Here is a 15072-nt window from a genome sequence, read left to right as displayed (position 1 = left end):
TGGGGCTCGGGCCACATTTTGAATCCATTTGTGGCCCGAGTCCCCAAATCCCTTCATTTTCCATTCAACTCAATCTGTTATGATGATGTAAACGGACCTGATGCGTTCTGGCATCGCCGACAAGAGGTGACGCTGAACGTGAGTGAGACGGGTTCGTTTGATGGGACTATCCCGCGGGCTCGGGATGGTGAGAGACAAGGGCCTCATCCTCCTTGACCCGCACCTGAGAAGGAGAACTGCTTATGACCCCAACCAATATTGTGCTGTTGCTGGAAGGCAAGGATTACGAGCAGGAGACGCTGGCCAAGGCGAGTCGGCTGGCGCAAGGAATGGGCTGCGAGCTGACCCTGCTGCACCTGACCCACAGCAGCAAAGTCCGGCGCAACAGCCTGTCGCTGTCACAAGAAGAGCGCAGTGCCCAGGGCACCCTGGATGCCAAGGCCATCATCAGCCAGCTCATCACCCTCCTGCCCCACCCGGTCGATTACCAGTGTCTGGTGGTGGATGACGTGGTAGCAGACTTGAGCCGTTGGCTGGCATCACACCCGACCGAGCTGCTGCTGGTTGGCAGCCGTCACCACTGGATGGAAGGCTCCCTGGCACGCTTGCTCATCTACAAGCTGCCTGTCGATATCCAGATCTGCCACGAACCCTATACCGAACAGCTAAAAGCCGTCGGTTGATGGCTGCCTGAGATAGGGGAGGCCCCGCTCGTTCTGCGGGGGCTCCCCTTGTTCCCTCCGTTCATCTTCCTTTGTTCCCGCACCGCAGCTCTCCTCCCCCCCTGCGTGCCTCGCCGCGGCCACCTCTAGTGACAAATTCATCTACATGATTTCTTACACATTGCTCGCTTTTGTTTAGGTCCCGTTTGCTGCAGGATGTTGGCCTCGCGCGCCTTCGCATGTTTCATTCAGGTGGAAAATGAAAACTCTTCCCAGACAGGGCAAGCTCGCCCTGTTCATCCTCATTCCGCTCGCCATCCTCGTGTGGCTGGCGTGGCCCGGCAAGACGCCAGATCCCGTATTGACCGCCTCGGTGACCCGCCAGGACGTGGAGCAAACCGTGCTGGCCAGCGGTGTCCTGCAGGCCATCGAACAGGTGGACGTGGGTGCTCAGGTCTCGGGTCAGGTCACCTATCTGGCGGTCGAGGCCGGACAACAGGTCAAGCAGGGGGATCTGCTGGCGGAGATAGACCCCCTGATCGCCCAGAACAACCTCAAGACCGCCGAGGCAGAGCTTGCCAGCCGCCGCGCCCAGCTAAAGATCAAGCAGGCGCAGCTCAAGCAGAACGAGCTGGCCTGGCGTCGTCAGCAACAGATGTTCAGCCAGGAGGCGAGCTCCCGCGCCGATCTGGAAAGCGCCGAGGCGCAGCTGGCCGTCACCCGCGCCGAGCTGCAAAGTGCTCAGGCCGATATCGACAGCGCCTTCATCAAGGTGGAGCGCACCAAGACGGAGCTCGGCTATAACCGCATTCAAGCCCCCATGGATGGCACCGTGGTCAGCATAGTGACCCGCCAGGGTCAGACCCTGGCCGCCAGCCAGACGGTACCGACCCTGCTCAAACTCGCCAATCTGGATACCATGACGGTCAAGGCCCAGATCTCCGAGGCCGACGTGACCAAGGTCAGGGCCGGCATGCCGGTCTATTTCACCCTGATCGGGGATCCGGATACCCGCTATCACGCCACCCTGCGCACCGTCGAGCTGGCCCCCACCAACATCAACGAGCAGACCGCCAGCACCACGACCACCAGCAATGCCGCCATCTATTACTACGCCCTGTTCGACGTGCCCAACCCGGATCACCAGTTGAGGGTCGCCATGACGACTCAGGTCACCATAGTGCTGGGTGAGCGCAAGCAGGTGCTGGCGATCCCCCAGACCGCGCTCGGCAAGAAGCTCGGTGACAACGAATACGAGGTCTCCCTGCTGAAGGACGATCAGCAGCGGGAGACTCGCCGCATCAAGACCGGCATGAAGGATGACATCAAGATCGAGGTGCAAAGCGGCCTGAACGAACAGGACAAGGTGATCCTGGATCAGGGCAAGCCCGTCCAGGACGATGACGAGGAGAGAAGGCCGTGAGCGAGCCCCTGATCCAGCTCAAAGGAATAGAGCGGCGCTACCAGAGCGGCGAGCAGGAGGTGACTGTGCTGCACCCGCTGGATCTCAGCATCCGGGCGGGGGAGATGGTCGCCATCGTCGGTGCCTCCGGCTCCGGCAAATCCACCCTGATGAACCTGCTGGGTTGCCTCGACAGGCCGAGTGGCGGGCAATATCTGTTTCGCGGGCAGGATACCGCCCACCTGGATGCGCTGGCGCTGGCGAGGCTGCGTTGCCACCACTTCGGCTTCATCTTCCAGCGCTACCACCTGCTGCCCCACCTGGATGCGGCCGCCAACGTGGAGATCCCGGCGGTCTATGCGGGTACCTCTCGCACCGATCGCCAGACCCGTGCTCGCGTGCTGCTGTCGCGCCTGGGCCTCGCCGATCGTAGCCACCACAGACCGGGTCAGCTCTCCGGCGGCCAGCAGCAACGGGTCAGCATAGCCCGGGCCCTTGCCAACGGCGGCGAGGTGATCCTGGCCGATGAGCCCACCGGCGCCCTCGACAGCCACAGCGGCAAGGAGGTGATGGCCATCCTCAAAGAGCTGCACGCCCAGGGCCATACCATCATCCTGGTGACCCACGACATGGCGGTGGCCAACCATGCAGACCGCATCATTACTCTGCGAGACGGACGGGTAGTCGAAGACAGCGCTCAGGCCAAGGCGGCGACCAGAGCCAACCCTACCGATCGAATCGACACCCAGACTGATGAACCGAAAGTAAAAGACAGTACCCAAGTCACGGCAGCAACCACAGCTGCCAAGGCCGCCAGTCAGGGCTGGGATCGCTACCGGGAAGCCGCCCGCATGGCCCTGCACGCCATGCTCGCCCACCGCATGCGCACCTTCCTCACCATGCTCGGCATCATCATCGGCATCGCCGCCGTGGTCAGCGTGGTCGCCCTCGGTCAGGGCGCCCGCGCCAAGGTGATCAACGACATCAACGCCATGGGCACCAACACCATCGACATCTTCCCCGGCAAGGACTGGGGGGATGAGAAGGCGGCCAGCATCCAGACCCTGAACGAGCGGGATCTCGACGCCCTGCTCGGCCAACCCTATCTGGAGGGGGCCAGCCCCCAGATTGCCACCTCGGGCCAGCTGCGTTTTCGCAACAAGACCAGCAGCGGCAATGTGGTGGGGGTCGGCAGCGACTTCTTCCGGGTCAAGGGGATGACCCTCACCCAGGGCCGCCTGCTCGATGAGCGGGACATCCAGAACCGGACGGCGGTGGCCGTGGTGGACGGTAAAACCATCGAGAGCCTGCTCGGCAAGGAAGACCCCGTCGGTCAGGTGGTGCTGGTCGGTACCTTGCCGGTGCGCATCATAGGCGTGGTGACCCAGGAGACCGGCTTCGGTCGCAGCAGCCAGTCGGTCAGCATCTGGCTGCCCTACAGCGCCGTGATGAGTCGCCTCATCTCCCAGAACCATTTCAGCCAGATCACGATCAGGGTCAAGGACGGGATCCAGCCCGCCCTGGCGGAGCAAGCCGCGGTGGCCCTGCTGACCCAGCGCCACGGGGTGAAGGACTTCTTCACCTTCAGCAGCGACAGCATCATCAAGTCGGTGGAGAAGACCACCGCCACCATGACGCTGCTGGTCTCCGCCATCGCGGTGATCTCCCTCATCGTCGGCGGGGTCGGGGTGATGAACATCATGCTGGTCTCGGTGGTGGAGCGCACCCGGGAGATAGGGATCCGCATCGCGGTGGGTGCCCGTCAGTCCGATATCTTGCAGCAGTTCCTGATCGAGGCCGTGATGGTCAGCCTGCTGGGGGGCCTGCTCGGCATCGGCCTGGCCCTGCTCATCGGCTTTGTCTTCTCCCTGGTCGTGGAGAGCTTCCAGATGTCCTTCTCGCTCTTCTCCATCCTGATGGCCTTTGGCTGCTCCTCGCTCATCGGGATCCTGTTTGGTTACCTGCCCGCCCGCAACGCGGCCCGGCTCGATCCGGTCGAGGCACTGGCAAGGGAATGATGATGCACAACCTATTCAGTCAGAGGCTTTGCCTCTTCTCCAAGACAGGGCTCTGCCTCGCCGTCGGTCTTGCCCTCGGTGCCTGCAGCCAGCAGAGCACCTATCACAGGCCCGAGCTTGCCGTGGCACCGAACTGGCAGCAAGCCGACCAGGATCTGACCCGGCAGCAGGCAGGCCTCTGGTGGCAGGGGTTCAAGGATCCCGCCCTCGACCAACTGGTCGATGCGGTGCTGGCCGCCAACCCGGACATGCAGGTGGCGGGGCTCAGGCTCAGGAGCGCCCTGCTCGGCGCGGATCTGGCCGACACCAACCTCACCCCTGAGGTCAGTGCCAATCTGGGGGCGAGCGGCTCCAAGAACATGAAGGATGGCAGCACCAGCAGCAACTTGGGGCCCTCGCTCAACCTGAGCTACGAGGTGGATCTCTGGGGGCGGCTCGCTTCGGTGCGGGATCAGGCGAGCTGGGAGGCGCAGGCTAGCGAGCAGGATCTGGCGGCAACCCGCCTGATGCTGATCGGCAAGGCGCTGGAGCAATACTGGCAGCTGGCCTATCTCGGCTCGGCCATCACCCTCGGCGAGCAGCAACTGGTCAACTATGAGCGGGCCGAGCGACTGACCCGGGTCAAATATGAGGCGGGCGCCATCACCCGGCTCGATCTGGTGCAGGCCAGCCAGCAGAAGGTCGGTAAACAGGCGGAGCTCGCTGCCCTCATCCAGCAACGGGAACAGGCCGCCAACGCCCTGCGCCTGCTGCTCGGTCGCAGCAGCGGCCCGCTGGAGTTTGCACCGACCGAACTGGTCATGGCCCCCATCCCCACCCTGGCGGTCGGCATCCCGGCCGACGTGCTGGCCCGCCGTCCCGACGTGCGGGCGGCCGAGCTCAGGCTGCGCAAGACGCTGGCCAAGGGGGACGAGATCCGCACCGGCTTCTATCCCACCCTGAGCCTCACCGGCAACGCCAGCACCACCTCGGACACCTTGACCCAGATGCTGAGCAACCCGGTGGGAACCCTGGGGGCGACCCTGGCCCTGCCCTTCCTCGAGTACAACCAGACCCGACTCAGCATCGCGAGCTCCGAGCTCGATTACCAGATTGCCGAGACCGAGTTTCGCAAGCAGCTCTACACAGCCCTGCTGGAGGTGGAAGACGGCCTGTCGGCTCGCCATCAGGGCGAGCAGCGGCTGCGCTATCTGACACAGCAGCGGGATTACGCCAAAGAGGCAGAGCGGCTGGCCGAGGCGCGCTTCCAGACGGGAGCGACCGGAGTGCAGCCCTGGCTGGATGAGCAGAACCGCCTGTGGGACGCCGAGCTGAGCCTACTGGGTCAGCAGCAGACCCAGCTCAACAACATGGCCGGGATCTATCAGGCGCTGGGGGGCAGTGATCGGGGATCCTAGCCTCAGGCATTTCCTCTCTTCACCTGGGCCGAGGTGGACTTTACCCCGGCCCAGGCACTCCTCCCCCTCCCCACAAAGCAATTGATAATAATTTTCATTTGATGAAAAATGACGCCATCGTCTGTCAGGAGTACTCAAATGTCACAGCCCGCCCCGGTCAATCGCCCTCGCCTGCTCACCGTCAAACATGTCCATGATGTGGGCCCGCATCTGCGCCGGATCTGCCTGACCAGCCCGGAGCTGGCCGATTATCCTTTCAGTTGCGGCGGCGCCCACATCAAGATCATGCTGCCCCAGCCGGGTCAGGAGCATGCTGTGCTGCCGACACCAACCCCCAAGGGGCCCCGCTGGGAAGATCCGAGCCAGAAACCCGTCATCCGCACCTTCAGCATCCGCGCCTTCCGCCGCGAGGCCCTGGAGCTGGATATCGACTTCGCCCTGCACGGCGACATCGGGCCGGCCAGTCGCTTTGCCCTGCATGTTCAGCCGGGGGATAGGCTGGCCATCTCGGGTCCAGGCGGTCCGGATCCCATGCTGCAAGTGGCCGAGCACTATTACATGGTGGGAGATCTCACCTCGTTGCCCGCTATCAGCGCCATGGCCGAGGCGATGCCGGCCGAGGCTCAGGGCCATATCGCCCTGCTGGTGCCCCATCAGGAAGATGTGCAGGATCTGTCGCTGCCAAGCGGGGTCAGTCTGCGCTGGTTTGTCGGCACTCCCGAGCAAACCGAGCCGCTGGTGAGTTATTTCACCGCCCTGCCCATGGTGGCGGAGCAGAGCTATTTCTGGTTCGGCGGGGAGGAAGGGCTGGTGGTACCGCTGCGCCGCCATGTCAGACGCACTCTGGATGTGGATCGCCAACGGGTCTATGCAGTGCCCTACTGGCGCCATGGCAAGGATGAAGATGCCTATCACCAGGATCGCCACGTCGTGATGGACAGCTGATAACGCCTTATTTTCCCTATATAAATCAGGCCTATCTCCGATGGGAGCCAGGCCTGTTCAATATCCGATTTCCACTCTTTTTTTCGCCTCCCCCCCATCTTGGTGATCCCCACGCCAAGGCTTGCATTCGAGAGAGACAACAAGATAATGATAATCACTCTCAACAATGTGATCTGTCATTGCGCCTAAACCCTGACATTCAGGGTGCTGAACCGCAGACATTTCACTTACCCCCCAGGTACAGCAAGGTAATCCAGATGGCAGTTTTGAATTCGGTAATGCGCGCCTTCGCGGTCGAGGCTCTCCCCACCCCTGCCGACCTGTTGGCACAGCACCCCTGCCCCGCTGAGATGGCGGAGAAAATAGAAGCGCACCGGCATCAGGTGCGCCAGATCTTAAGCGGCGCCGATGATCGCCTGCTGGTGGTGATAGGTCCCTGCTCCATCCACGATCCCCTCGCCGCGCTCGACTATGCCAAACGTCTGGCCAGGCTGGCCGCAGAGTATCAGGACAGCTTGCTCGTCGTGATGCGCACCTACTTCGAGAAGCCCCGCACCACGGTCGGCTGGAAGGGGCTGGTGTTCGATCCTCACCTGGATGGCAGCAACGACATAGGCCAGGGCCTTCACCTGGCCCGCCAGCTGCTGCTGGACATCAATCAACTGGGACTGGCCACCGCCACCGAGTTTCTCGATACCACCAGCTTCCTCTATCTGGCCGATCTCATCAGCTGGGGCGCCATTGGTGCGCGCACCACGGAGTCTCAGGTGCACAGGCAGCTCGCCTCGGCCCTGCCCTGCCCCGTCGGCTTCAAGAACGGCACCGACGGCAATATCCGGGTGGCTATAGACGCCATTCAGGCCAGCGAGGCATCCCATCTGTTCACCGCCCCGGGCAGCCAGGGTGGCATAGTCGTGATCAAGAGCGAGGGCAACCCGAGCGGACACATCATATTGCGCGGCGGCACCCTTCCCAATTACCACCAGAGTGACGTGATGGATGCTGCCGAACAGCTGGCGCGCCAGGGGCTCAACCATCGGCTGATGGTGGATTGCAGCCACGGTAACAGCCAGAAGCAGCACAAGAATCAGATGCGGGTCGCCGGTGAGCTCTGCCGCCAACTGGGTGCAGGGAGCGATGCCATCGCCGCCGTCATGGTCGAGAGCTTCTTGCAAGAAGGCAGCCAAAAACCGGCTCCACTGGATGAGCTGCAATACGGCCAGTCGATCACCGATGCCTGCCTGTGCTGGGAAGATAGTCATACTTTGCTTGCCATGCTGGCCGATGCCGTCCTGGCTCGTCGCCGTCTGGCCAGAATGTCGCCGAGTTCTCTTCCTTGCGAGGATATCCAGCTAGTAATCTAAGCTGTGCCCTATTTATTCACGACGGGGTCAGCAGACCCCGTATTAAAAAATCACCGGGCTCGTCGACAGCCCTCATATATAACCAGTGCAAGGGTGTCAAATAGGGCAGAGATAACGGGTGCCTGAGCCCGACAGGGATAACGTCTCTGTGAGCATGGTAAGAAGATGGGGGCAGTGACAGAGAGAAGCGGTCGAAAGTGACTCAGCTTATTTCATCGCATCGAGGCAGTCTTGCATTTGTCCCTCAGGATCATCGAAGAGAGCGGAGGGTTGTGTGAGTCCTCGCAAGAGGATAAAGAATGGCATGGTTGGTGTTGAGTAGAGTATCACTACTGACAGATGGCCCTCTATTGCCCCATGCAGGCCATGGCTATTCCAATGTCGACGAGGTAAATATCTGGTCTATCCGATGTTGTAGTACCGCAACATGACCCCAAAAATAATAATGCCGCCCAAGAGGCGGCATTATCGCTGAATTGATCAAGACAATCAGATCAGGAAGTCATTCAGATCCTTGCCCAGCGCAACTTGCTCGGCAATGGCTTTGGGCATACGGCCCTGACCGGTCCAAGTCTTTTCCTGGCCATCTTCCTGATACTTGTATTTGGCAGGACGCGGAGCACGCTTGCTCTTGGTCGCACCAGCAGCGGCCGGAGTGGCCACGCTGCCGATCAATTCGCGCGGATCGATACCAGCTTGTTGCAGCATCTCGGTGAACTCGCTCAGCTTGCGCTGGCGTTCTTCCTGCTCGGCCCGTTCTTGTTCAACAGACTCGGCACGCTCGTTATATACCAGATCAAACTTCTCTTTTGCTTCTTGCAGTTGCTCAAACGGCAGTTCACGGATGGCAGCGCGCAAGCTACGAATGTTCAGCAGAACCTTTAAAAATTCGTTCATTACTTCCTCACAGAATTATTTTTGTATGTCACAGGGATGACTCATTTTGAGAATAGCATGTCTGCTCGATAACAACATAATGATTTTATAACCGCAGGAGGATTATTGACAACATCATATTCATTATTTTCTGGGGTTAATCCACTCCCCTGAACTTATTGAAAGCTGCATCCCGGACAATATTTCCTTCAGCGCTGGTTAATGTCATGTCAGTTTTCCCATAACATTTGTCAAGCAGGTAAATGCCAAGGGTGTAATCCCGTCAGCCGTTAGAATCAGGCCCCCGCCCACTACGGTTGACCGCCCCGTACAAATGATGTTCGAGTTATTCACTCCCACAGGAGAAATACACCATTGACGGATAGCCTGCCCCTCATACCGCTATGAACTCACTACATTGCTCCCAATTCAACCTGCCGGTTGCGCCTGAGCGCTGATCCAGTCGATAAAGGCCTGGATCTTGGGGCACTGGCGGTTGGGGAGCGTGGCGAGGTAATAACGCTGCGCGCAGCAGACTTCCTTGTCCGGGAAGGGAGCCACCAATTCGTTTCTTGCCAACCGCTTGCTCACCAGATTCTTGCGGCCCATGGCAACCCCGGCGTGGTTCATGGCGGCGATGATGGCGAGATCGGAGCGATCGAACCCCATGTTTGCCTGACAACCGTCGATGGCGATCCCGGATTGGCGGGCCCAACTCTGCCATTCGTCGGTCTCCGAGTCATGGCCCCAGGCCTGCCTGTCGTGCAGCAGCCGGCAGTGTTGCAAATTGTCCGGATTACCGAGCAACTGGTGCTGCTCTGCATATTCCGGGCTGCACACCGGCACCATGTATTCATCCATCAGCGGGTGAATGGCGAGCCGCTCCGGGGTCTTGTCATCGAAATAAAGCGTCAGATCGATGCCATAGCCGTGCAGGTTGATGTTCTCGTTACCGGTCATGATGTTGAGATCGATTTGGGGATGCAGACGGGAGAAGTCTGCGAGCCTTGGCACCAGCCAGCACTGGGCGATGGAGGGGCGGGAATAAACGGTCAGTGAGCCCGACAGTTCCTGGTTCTTGATCTCCAGGATCTCCTGGTTGATGAACTCAAGCGATGACTTGAGTGCCCAGAATATCCTCTGCCCCTCCGCCGTCAGCACCACCTTGCGATGGAAGCGCTGGAACAATTTGAAGCCGAGCTCCTCCTCCAGGGCGCTTATTCTGTGGCTCACCGCACTCGGGCTGAGCGCCAGTTCATCGGCCGCCAGGGCGAAGGAGCTGTGACGGGCCGCCGCCTCGAAGGTATGCAACTTCGACAACTGATAGCCATTGAGCAGCTTGTTTCTCGATACATAGTTCTCTTCGGTATACATCCGCATCTCTTGCCAGGCAGTCGGGTCATGCCGCCATCATATCCCGGCGCACGTTCTTTTGGATGCAGCAAGCGAATCCAAATTACCACATCCCAGGGAAATGTGATGAATGTGGCACCTTTGCATCAAACCAGCGCATCCAAGACCCCGTTTTCATCATTTGTCAGTGCCCCCTCCCTTGCCGTTCAATAGCCCCATCAATCCCAGCCCATCACTTATGTCGAGGCGCAGTATGAATTCTGAAATGTGGGTCGTCGGTACCTTGCTGACAAGCATCATCTTGATCGTCCTCACCATAGTGAAGGGCAAGGTGCATCCTTTCCTCGCCCTGCTGCTGGCGAGCTTCTATGTGGGCACCATGATGGGGATGAACCCGGTCAAGATGGTCAACGCCATGGAAGAGGGCATTGGCGGCACCCTAGGCTTTCTCGCCGCCGTCATCGGCCTTGGCACCATACTCGGCAAGATGATGGAAGTGTCCGGGGCCGCCGAGCGTATCGGTCTCACCCTGCAAAAATGCCGCTGGCTGTCGCCCCAGGTGATCATGGTGCTGGTCGGCCTGGTGTGCGGCATCACATTGTTCGTCGAGGTCGGCGTGGTGCTGCTCATTCCGCTCGCCTTCTCCATCGCCCGCAAGACCAACACCTCCCTGCTGACCCTGGCCATCCCGCTCTGCACCGCCCTGATGGCCGTACACTGCATAGTGCCGCCCCATCCGGCCGCGCTCTATGTCACCAATCAGCTGGGAGCCGATGTGGGATCCGTCATCGTCTATGGCCTGGTGGTCGGGCTCTTTGCCTCCCTCATCGGTGGCCCCCTGTTCCTCAAATTGCTCGGCAAACGACTGCCGTTCAAGAGCGTGCCCGCCGCCTTCGCCGATATCCAGGCCCGCGATGAGGCCGAACTGCCGACCCTGGGCGCCTCCCTCTTCACCGTGCTGCTGCCCATACTGCTGATGCTGGCCAAGACGGTGGCCGATCTCAACATGGCGCACGATGGCGCCCTCTACACCCTGCTGGAGTTTATCGGCAACCCCATCACCGCCATGTTCATCGCCGCCTTCACCGCCTACTACGTGCTGGGGATCCGTCAACGCATGAAGATGGAGGGGCTGCTGGACCAGACTGAACAGTGTTTCTCCTCCATCGCCAACATATTGCTGATCATCGGAGCCGGTGGCGCCTTCAACGGGGTGCTCAAGGCCAGTGGCCTGGGGGACAGCCTGGCCGGCATCCTCTCCCAACTGGACATGCACCCCATACTGCTGGCCTGGCTGGTGGCCATCATACTGCACGCCGCCGTCGGCTCCGCCACCGTCGCCATGATGGGCGCCACCGCCATCGTCTCCCCCATCATGGGGCACTACCCCGACATCAGCCCCGAGATCATGACGCTGGCCATCGGCTCCGGCGCCATCGGCTGCACCATGGTGACCGACTCCCTGTTCTGGCTGGTAAAGCAATACTGTGGCGCCACCCTGAACGAAACGCTCAAGTACTACACCAGTGCCACCCTGGTCGCCTCCCTGATGGCGCTTGCCGGCACTTTCCTGCTTTCCTATATCGTGTAACAAACAGAGATATCTCATGAAAAACATCGATGTTTCCCAGCTCACCGTCCAATTCCCGCTGGTTCGCTCCCTGATCGCGCTGGAGCCCCTGACCTGGTTCAATCCCAAGGCCACCTCCCTTGCCGTTGGCCTGCCCTATGTCGGCCTGGACCAGCGCGATGTCGCTGATGCCTCAGCCCGTCTCGCCCGCTTCGCCCCCTACCTGTGTGAAGCCTTCCCCGAGACCCGCGTCACTCAAGGGATTCTGGAGTCCGAGGTCGCCGCCATCCCTGCCATACAGGGGGCCCTCAATGAGCGTTATGGCGTCGAGGTCAGCGGTCGCCTGCTGCTCAAAAAAGACAGTCACCTGCCCATCTCCGGCTCCATCAAGGCCCGCGGCGGCATCTACGAGGTGCTGGCCCACGCCGAGCAGCTGGCGATCAAGGCGGGCTTGCTCCGCACAGAAGATGACTACAGCAAGCTGTTCTCGGACGAGTTCCGTCAATTCTTCGGCCAATACAGCATCGCGGTCGGCTCCACCGGCAACCTCGGCATGTCCATTGGCATCATGAGCGCCAAGCTCGGCTTCACCGTCACAGTCCACATGTCTGCCGATGCGCGGGAGTGGAAGAAACGCAAGTTGCGCGAACATGGGGTCATAGTGGTGGAATACGCCGAGGATTACGGGGTTGCAGTGGAGCAGGGGCGCAAGGAGGCGGAGCGCGATCCCAACTGCTTCTTCATCGATGACGAGAACTCCCGCACCCTGTTCCTCGGCTACTCGGTGGCCGGCGAGCGGGTGAAGCAGCAGTTCGATGAGATGGGCATCAAGGTGGACACCGAACACCCGCTGTTCGTCTACCTGCCTTGCGGTGTGGGCGGCGGCCCGGGCGGCGTGGCCTTTGGCCTCAAACTCGCGTTCGGGGATAACGTCCACTGCTTCTTCGCCGAACCCACCCACTCCCCCTGCATGTTGCTCGGGGTCCACACCGGGTTGCACGATCAGATTGCGGTGCAGGATCTGGGCATCGACAACCTCACCGCTGCCGATGGCCTGGCTGTGGGGCGTGCCTCCGGCTTCGTCGGCCGCGCCATGGAGCGGCTGCTGGATGGCTTCTTCACCCTGAGCGATCAGGAGATGTATGACCTGCTGGGGTTGCTCGCCAGAGAGGAGCAGATCAAGCTGGAGCCCTCGGCGCTGGCCGGCATGCCGGGCCCCTGGCGAGTGACGGCCGACCGCGCCTGGCAACTGGCTCAAGGATGGGATGAAGCGGCCATGACCCAGGCGACTCACCTGGTGTGGGCCACCGGCGGCGGCATGGTACCCGCAGCCGAGATGGAGAAATATCTGGCCACTGCCAAGATTTAAGTTTTTTTCAACTGCCAAACCCGCCTTCATGGCGGGTTTTCTCTTCATGGATCAGCAAGATGGCACATCCTTTGCCATACACATGATCGCTTCCGATTCCCTCCCTTGCCGTCAATCCCCCCAAATTGGTTATTTTGTGATAAGATAGGGGCCGTTTTTTGACATCTGCGCTCCGTTATCGTCCTTATCCGGCGAGATCGCGACCTAATCTCGCGCTCACAACGCACCGACGCGCAGCACCACCTGTGACCTGGATGAGTCAGTCATGGCAAGGGAATCTGCCAGACGACAACCACCAAGGGCACCTTAGATAAGGAGATCGGACTATGAAACAGTATCAAAGTTGGCTGGGACAATATCTGATGAGCCGCCGCGATGGCGATCACGCCATGGCATCCGAACTCGCCAACTCCATCTGCGAGTTCTGGCAGGCACAGGGCGACGAAGCCGAAACCAGCAAGTGGCAGCAGCTCTACCAACAACACGTGGAAAAGACCACCTGACGGCGATCACCCATCCCGGACGGTGCTTCCCTCCAAGATCCCACCGGGTATCTGCTCACCTAGATATCCACGACAACGGCCCCTAAATGGGGCCGTTGTGATCCTGCTTTCAAGCAACCTTTACCGCCGCTCTATTTAAGCCGTTTGCCCTCTGCGTCCACCAACTGCTCGCCATCCTCCTTGGCGAAGGCCCCTTTTTGCTGATCGGGCAAGATATCGAGTACCCGCTCGGAGGGGCGACAAAGCCGGGTGCCGAGTGGCGTCACCACTATCGGGCGGTTGATGAGCAAGGGGTGGGCCAGCATGGCGTCGATGAGCTCGTCATCGCTGAGCTTCTCCTCCGCCAGTCCCAGCGCCTCAAAGGGCGGGACATTCTGACGCAGCAAGGCGCGCGGACTGATCTCCATGTCGGCGATGAGTTGCACCAGGGCGGCACGGCTCGGCGGCGTCTCCAGATAGAGGATGACATCGGGCTCTGCGCCGCTGTTGCGAATAAGTTCAAGCACGTTGCGGGAGGTGCCGCACGCCGGGTTGTGATAGATGCTGATCTTGCTCATGAGGTGTACTCCCGGGAGTTGGATTGTTCATACCAGGCCTGGCTGCCATTGACGATTCGCACCACCAGCAGCATGACCGGCACCTCGATGAGCACGCCGACCACGGTGGCGAGCGCCGCCCCGGAATGGAAACCAAACAGGCTGATGGCGGCAGCCACCGCCAGTTCGAAGAAGTTCGATGCTCCGATCAGGGCCGAGGGCCCGGCCACCGAGTGCTTCTCCCCCACCAGCCGGTTGAGCCAGTAGGCGAGGCCCGCATTGAAGAAGACCTGGATAAGGATTGGCACCGCCAACAGGGCGATCACCAGGGGCTGAGCCAGGATGGCCTCCCCCTGGAAGGCGAACAACAGCACCAGGGTGAGCAGCAGGGCCCCCATACTCCAGGGCTGAATGCACGCCAGCAAGGTGTCGAGCGTGCCGCGCGCCAAGGCGCGCCGACGCAGCCACTGGGCCAGGATCACCGGCACTACGATATAGAGCAGCACTGAAGTGAGCAGGGTATCCCAGGGCACCAAGATGCTGGAGACGCCGAGCAGCAGTGCCACCAGGGGGGCGAAGGCCAGCACCATGATGAGGTCATTGAGCGCCACCTGGGAAAGGGTGAAGTAGGGATCCCCCTTCACCAGCCGACTCCAGACAAACACCATGGCGGTGCAGGGGGCGGCCGCCAGCAGGATGAGACCGGCCACATAGCTGTCCAATTGATCTGCCGGTAGCAGATCCGCAAACAGGCCCCGGATGAAGATCCAGCCGAGCAGCGCCATGGAGAAGGGTTTGACCAGCCAGTTGATGACCAGGGTGACGCCTATGCCCTTGAGGTGATCCCGCACCTGATGCAGGGCGCCGAAGTCGACCTTGATCAGCATGGGGATGATCATCACCCAGATGAGCAGACCCACCGGCAGGTTAACCCTGGCCACCTCGAGGGTGCCGATGAGCTTGAAGAGTTCTGGCAAGCCCTGGCCCAGACCTATGCCGACCAGGATGCACAGCGCCACCCAGGCACTGAGGTAGCGTTCGAAGAAGCCGATGGGGCTCGGCGCTATGGCAGACATG

13 protein-coding genes are annotated in these 15072 nt (G+C 60.7%); 9 read left to right on the top strand and 4 right to left on the bottom strand.

Going from position 1 to position 15072, the window contains the following annotated elements; genetic code table 11:
* The first annotated feature begins 242 nt into the window (after positions 1-242).
* The 6 genes from BN1124_RS05710 to BN1124_RS05685 all read left to right on the top strand — a co-directional run bounded on the left by BN1124_RS05710 (position 243) and on the right by BN1124_RS05685 (position 7788).
* Positions 243-683, top strand: coding sequence for a universal stress protein (locus tag BN1124_RS05710; RefSeq protein ID WP_042639966.1), 441 nt, complete (start codon positions 243-245; stop codon positions 681-683).
* A gap of 238 nt (positions 684-921) precedes the next feature.
* Positions 922-2085, top strand: coding sequence for an efflux RND transporter periplasmic adaptor subunit (locus BN1124_RS05705; RefSeq protein ID WP_042639963.1), 1164 nt, complete (start codon positions 922-924; stop codon positions 2083-2085).
* Positions 2082-4082 carry a MacB family efflux pump subunit gene (locus tag BN1124_RS05700; RefSeq protein ID WP_042639961.1) on the top strand — a complete coding sequence of 667 codons (2001 nt, stop codon included), beginning with the start codon at positions 2082-2084 and terminating at the stop codon, positions 4080-4082. Before BN1124_RS05705 ends, BN1124_RS05700 begins: the two co-directional genes overlap by 4 nt.
* The gene (locus tag BN1124_RS05695) at positions 4079-5479 is read left to right on the top strand and encodes an efflux transporter outer membrane subunit (protein ID WP_042639959.1); all 1401 of its coding nucleotides are present in this window, start codon (positions 4079-4081) and stop codon (positions 5477-5479) included. The genes BN1124_RS05700 and BN1124_RS05695 overlap by 4 nt, the downstream gene beginning before the upstream one ends.
* A 138-nt stretch (positions 5480-5617) precedes the next feature.
* The gene (locus tag BN1124_RS05690) at positions 5618-6424 is read left to right on the top strand and encodes a siderophore-interacting protein (protein ID WP_042639957.1); all 807 of its coding nucleotides are present in this window, start codon (positions 5618-5620) and stop codon (positions 6422-6424) included.
* A gap of 257 nt (positions 6425-6681) precedes the next feature.
* The gene (locus BN1124_RS05685) at positions 6682-7788 is read left to right on the top strand and encodes a 3-deoxy-7-phosphoheptulonate synthase (protein WP_042639955.1); all 1107 of its coding nucleotides are present in this window, start codon (positions 6682-6684) and stop codon (positions 7786-7788) included.
* A 489-nt stretch (positions 7789-8277) separates the two neighbouring features.
* Here the strand turns inward: BN1124_RS05685 and BN1124_RS05680 are convergent, their stop codons facing one another.
* Both BN1124_RS05680 and dsdC read right to left on the bottom strand, forming a co-directional pair.
* Positions 8278-8685 carry an H-NS family histone-like protein gene (locus BN1124_RS05680; RefSeq protein WP_025327689.1) on the bottom strand — a complete coding sequence of 136 codons (408 nt, stop codon included), beginning with the start codon at positions 8683-8685 and terminating at the stop codon, positions 8278-8280.
* Positions 8686-9093: 408 nt separating this feature from the next.
* A complete protein-coding gene (dsdC, locus tag BN1124_RS05675) occupies positions 9094-10038 on the bottom strand; it encodes a DNA-binding transcriptional regulator DsdC (protein WP_042639952.1) in 945 nt (314 codons plus the stop codon).
* A gap of 232 nt (positions 10039-10270) precedes the next feature.
* On the opposite strand from dsdC, the gene dsdX reads away from it, so the two are divergent.
* From dsdX to BN1124_RS21190, 3 genes are all read left to right on the top strand, one after another.
* Positions 10271-11608, top strand: coding sequence for a D-serine transporter DsdX (gene dsdX, locus BN1124_RS05670; protein WP_042639950.1), 1338 nt, complete (start codon positions 10271-10273; stop codon positions 11606-11608).
* A gap of 16 nt (positions 11609-11624) precedes the next feature.
* Positions 11625-12956: a D-serine ammonia-lyase gene (locus tag BN1124_RS05665; protein ID WP_042639948.1), complete on the top strand. Its 1332-nt coding sequence runs from the start codon at positions 11625-11627 to the stop codon at positions 12954-12956.
* Positions 12957-13282: 326 nt separating this feature from the next.
* Positions 13283-13459, top strand: a complete 177-nt coding sequence (locus BN1124_RS21190) for a hypothetical protein (protein WP_080675191.1) — start codon at positions 13283-13285, stop codon at positions 13457-13459.
* 131 nt (positions 13460-13590) lie between these two features.
* Here the strand turns inward: BN1124_RS21190 and arsC are convergent, their stop codons facing one another.
* The gene (gene arsC / locus BN1124_RS05660) at positions 13591-14016 is read right to left on the bottom strand and encodes a glutaredoxin-dependent arsenate reductase (protein ID WP_042639946.1); all 426 of its coding nucleotides are present in this window, start codon (positions 14014-14016) and stop codon (positions 13591-13593) included.
* On the bottom strand, positions 14013-15071 hold the full coding sequence (arsB, locus tag BN1124_RS05655) for an ACR3 family arsenite efflux transporter (protein ID WP_042639943.1): 1059 nt from the start codon (positions 15069-15071) through the stop codon (positions 14013-14015). The genes arsC and arsB overlap by 4 nt, the downstream gene beginning before the upstream one ends.
* Position 15072 lies beyond the last annotated feature (1 nt).

The sequence above is a fragment of the Aeromonas eucrenophila genome (assembly GCF_000819865.1).
GTDB lineage: Bacteria > Pseudomonadota > Gammaproteobacteria > Enterobacterales > Aeromonadaceae > Aeromonas > Aeromonas eucrenophila.
Note: the sequence above shows the minus strand (reverse complement) of the source record. Positions and strands in the feature narration are given on the sequence as shown.

What these genes read in the sequence shown, in the direction of transcription:
- BN1124_RS05710 (WP_042639966.1), top strand. Translation starts at nt 243, where the DNA reads ATGACCCCAACCAATATTGTGCTGTTGCTGGAAGGCAAGGATTACGAG.
- BN1124_RS05705 (WP_042639963.1), top strand. Translation starts at nt 922, where the DNA reads ATGAAAACTCTTCCCAGACAGGGCAAGCTCGCCCTGTTCATCCTCATT.
- BN1124_RS05695 (WP_042639959.1), top strand. Translation starts at nt 4,079, where the DNA reads ATGATGATGCACAACCTATTCAGTCAGAGGCTTTGCCTCTTCTCCAAG.
- BN1124_RS05690 (WP_042639957.1), top strand. Translation starts at nt 5,618, where the DNA reads ATGTCACAGCCCGCCCCGGTCAATCGCCCTCGCCTGCTCACCGTCAAA.
- BN1124_RS05685 (WP_042639955.1), top strand. Translation starts at nt 6,682, where the DNA reads ATGGCAGTTTTGAATTCGGTAATGCGCGCCTTCGCGGTCGAGGCTCTC.
- BN1124_RS05680 (WP_025327689.1), bottom strand. Translation starts at nt 8,685, where the DNA reads ATGAACGAATTTTTAAAGGTTCTGCTGAACATTCGTAGCTTGCGCGCT.
- dsdC (WP_042639952.1), bottom strand. Translation starts at nt 10,038, where the DNA reads ATGTATACCGAAGAGAACTATGTATCGAGAAACAAGCTGCTCAATGGC.
- dsdX (WP_042639950.1), top strand. Translation starts at nt 10,271, where the DNA reads ATGAATTCTGAAATGTGGGTCGTCGGTACCTTGCTGACAAGCATCATC.
- BN1124_RS05665 (WP_042639948.1), top strand. Translation starts at nt 11,625, where the DNA reads ATGAAAAACATCGATGTTTCCCAGCTCACCGTCCAATTCCCGCTGGTT.
- BN1124_RS21190 (WP_080675191.1), top strand. Translation starts at nt 13,283, where the DNA reads ATGAAACAGTATCAAAGTTGGCTGGGACAATATCTGATGAGCCGCCGC.
- arsC (WP_042639946.1), bottom strand. Translation starts at nt 14,016, where the DNA reads ATGAGCAAGATCAGCATCTATCACAACCCGGCGTGCGGCACCTCCCGC.
- arsB (WP_042639943.1), bottom strand. Translation starts at nt 15,071, where the DNA reads ATGTCTGCCATAGCGCCGAGCCCCATCGGCTTCTTCGAACGCTACCTC.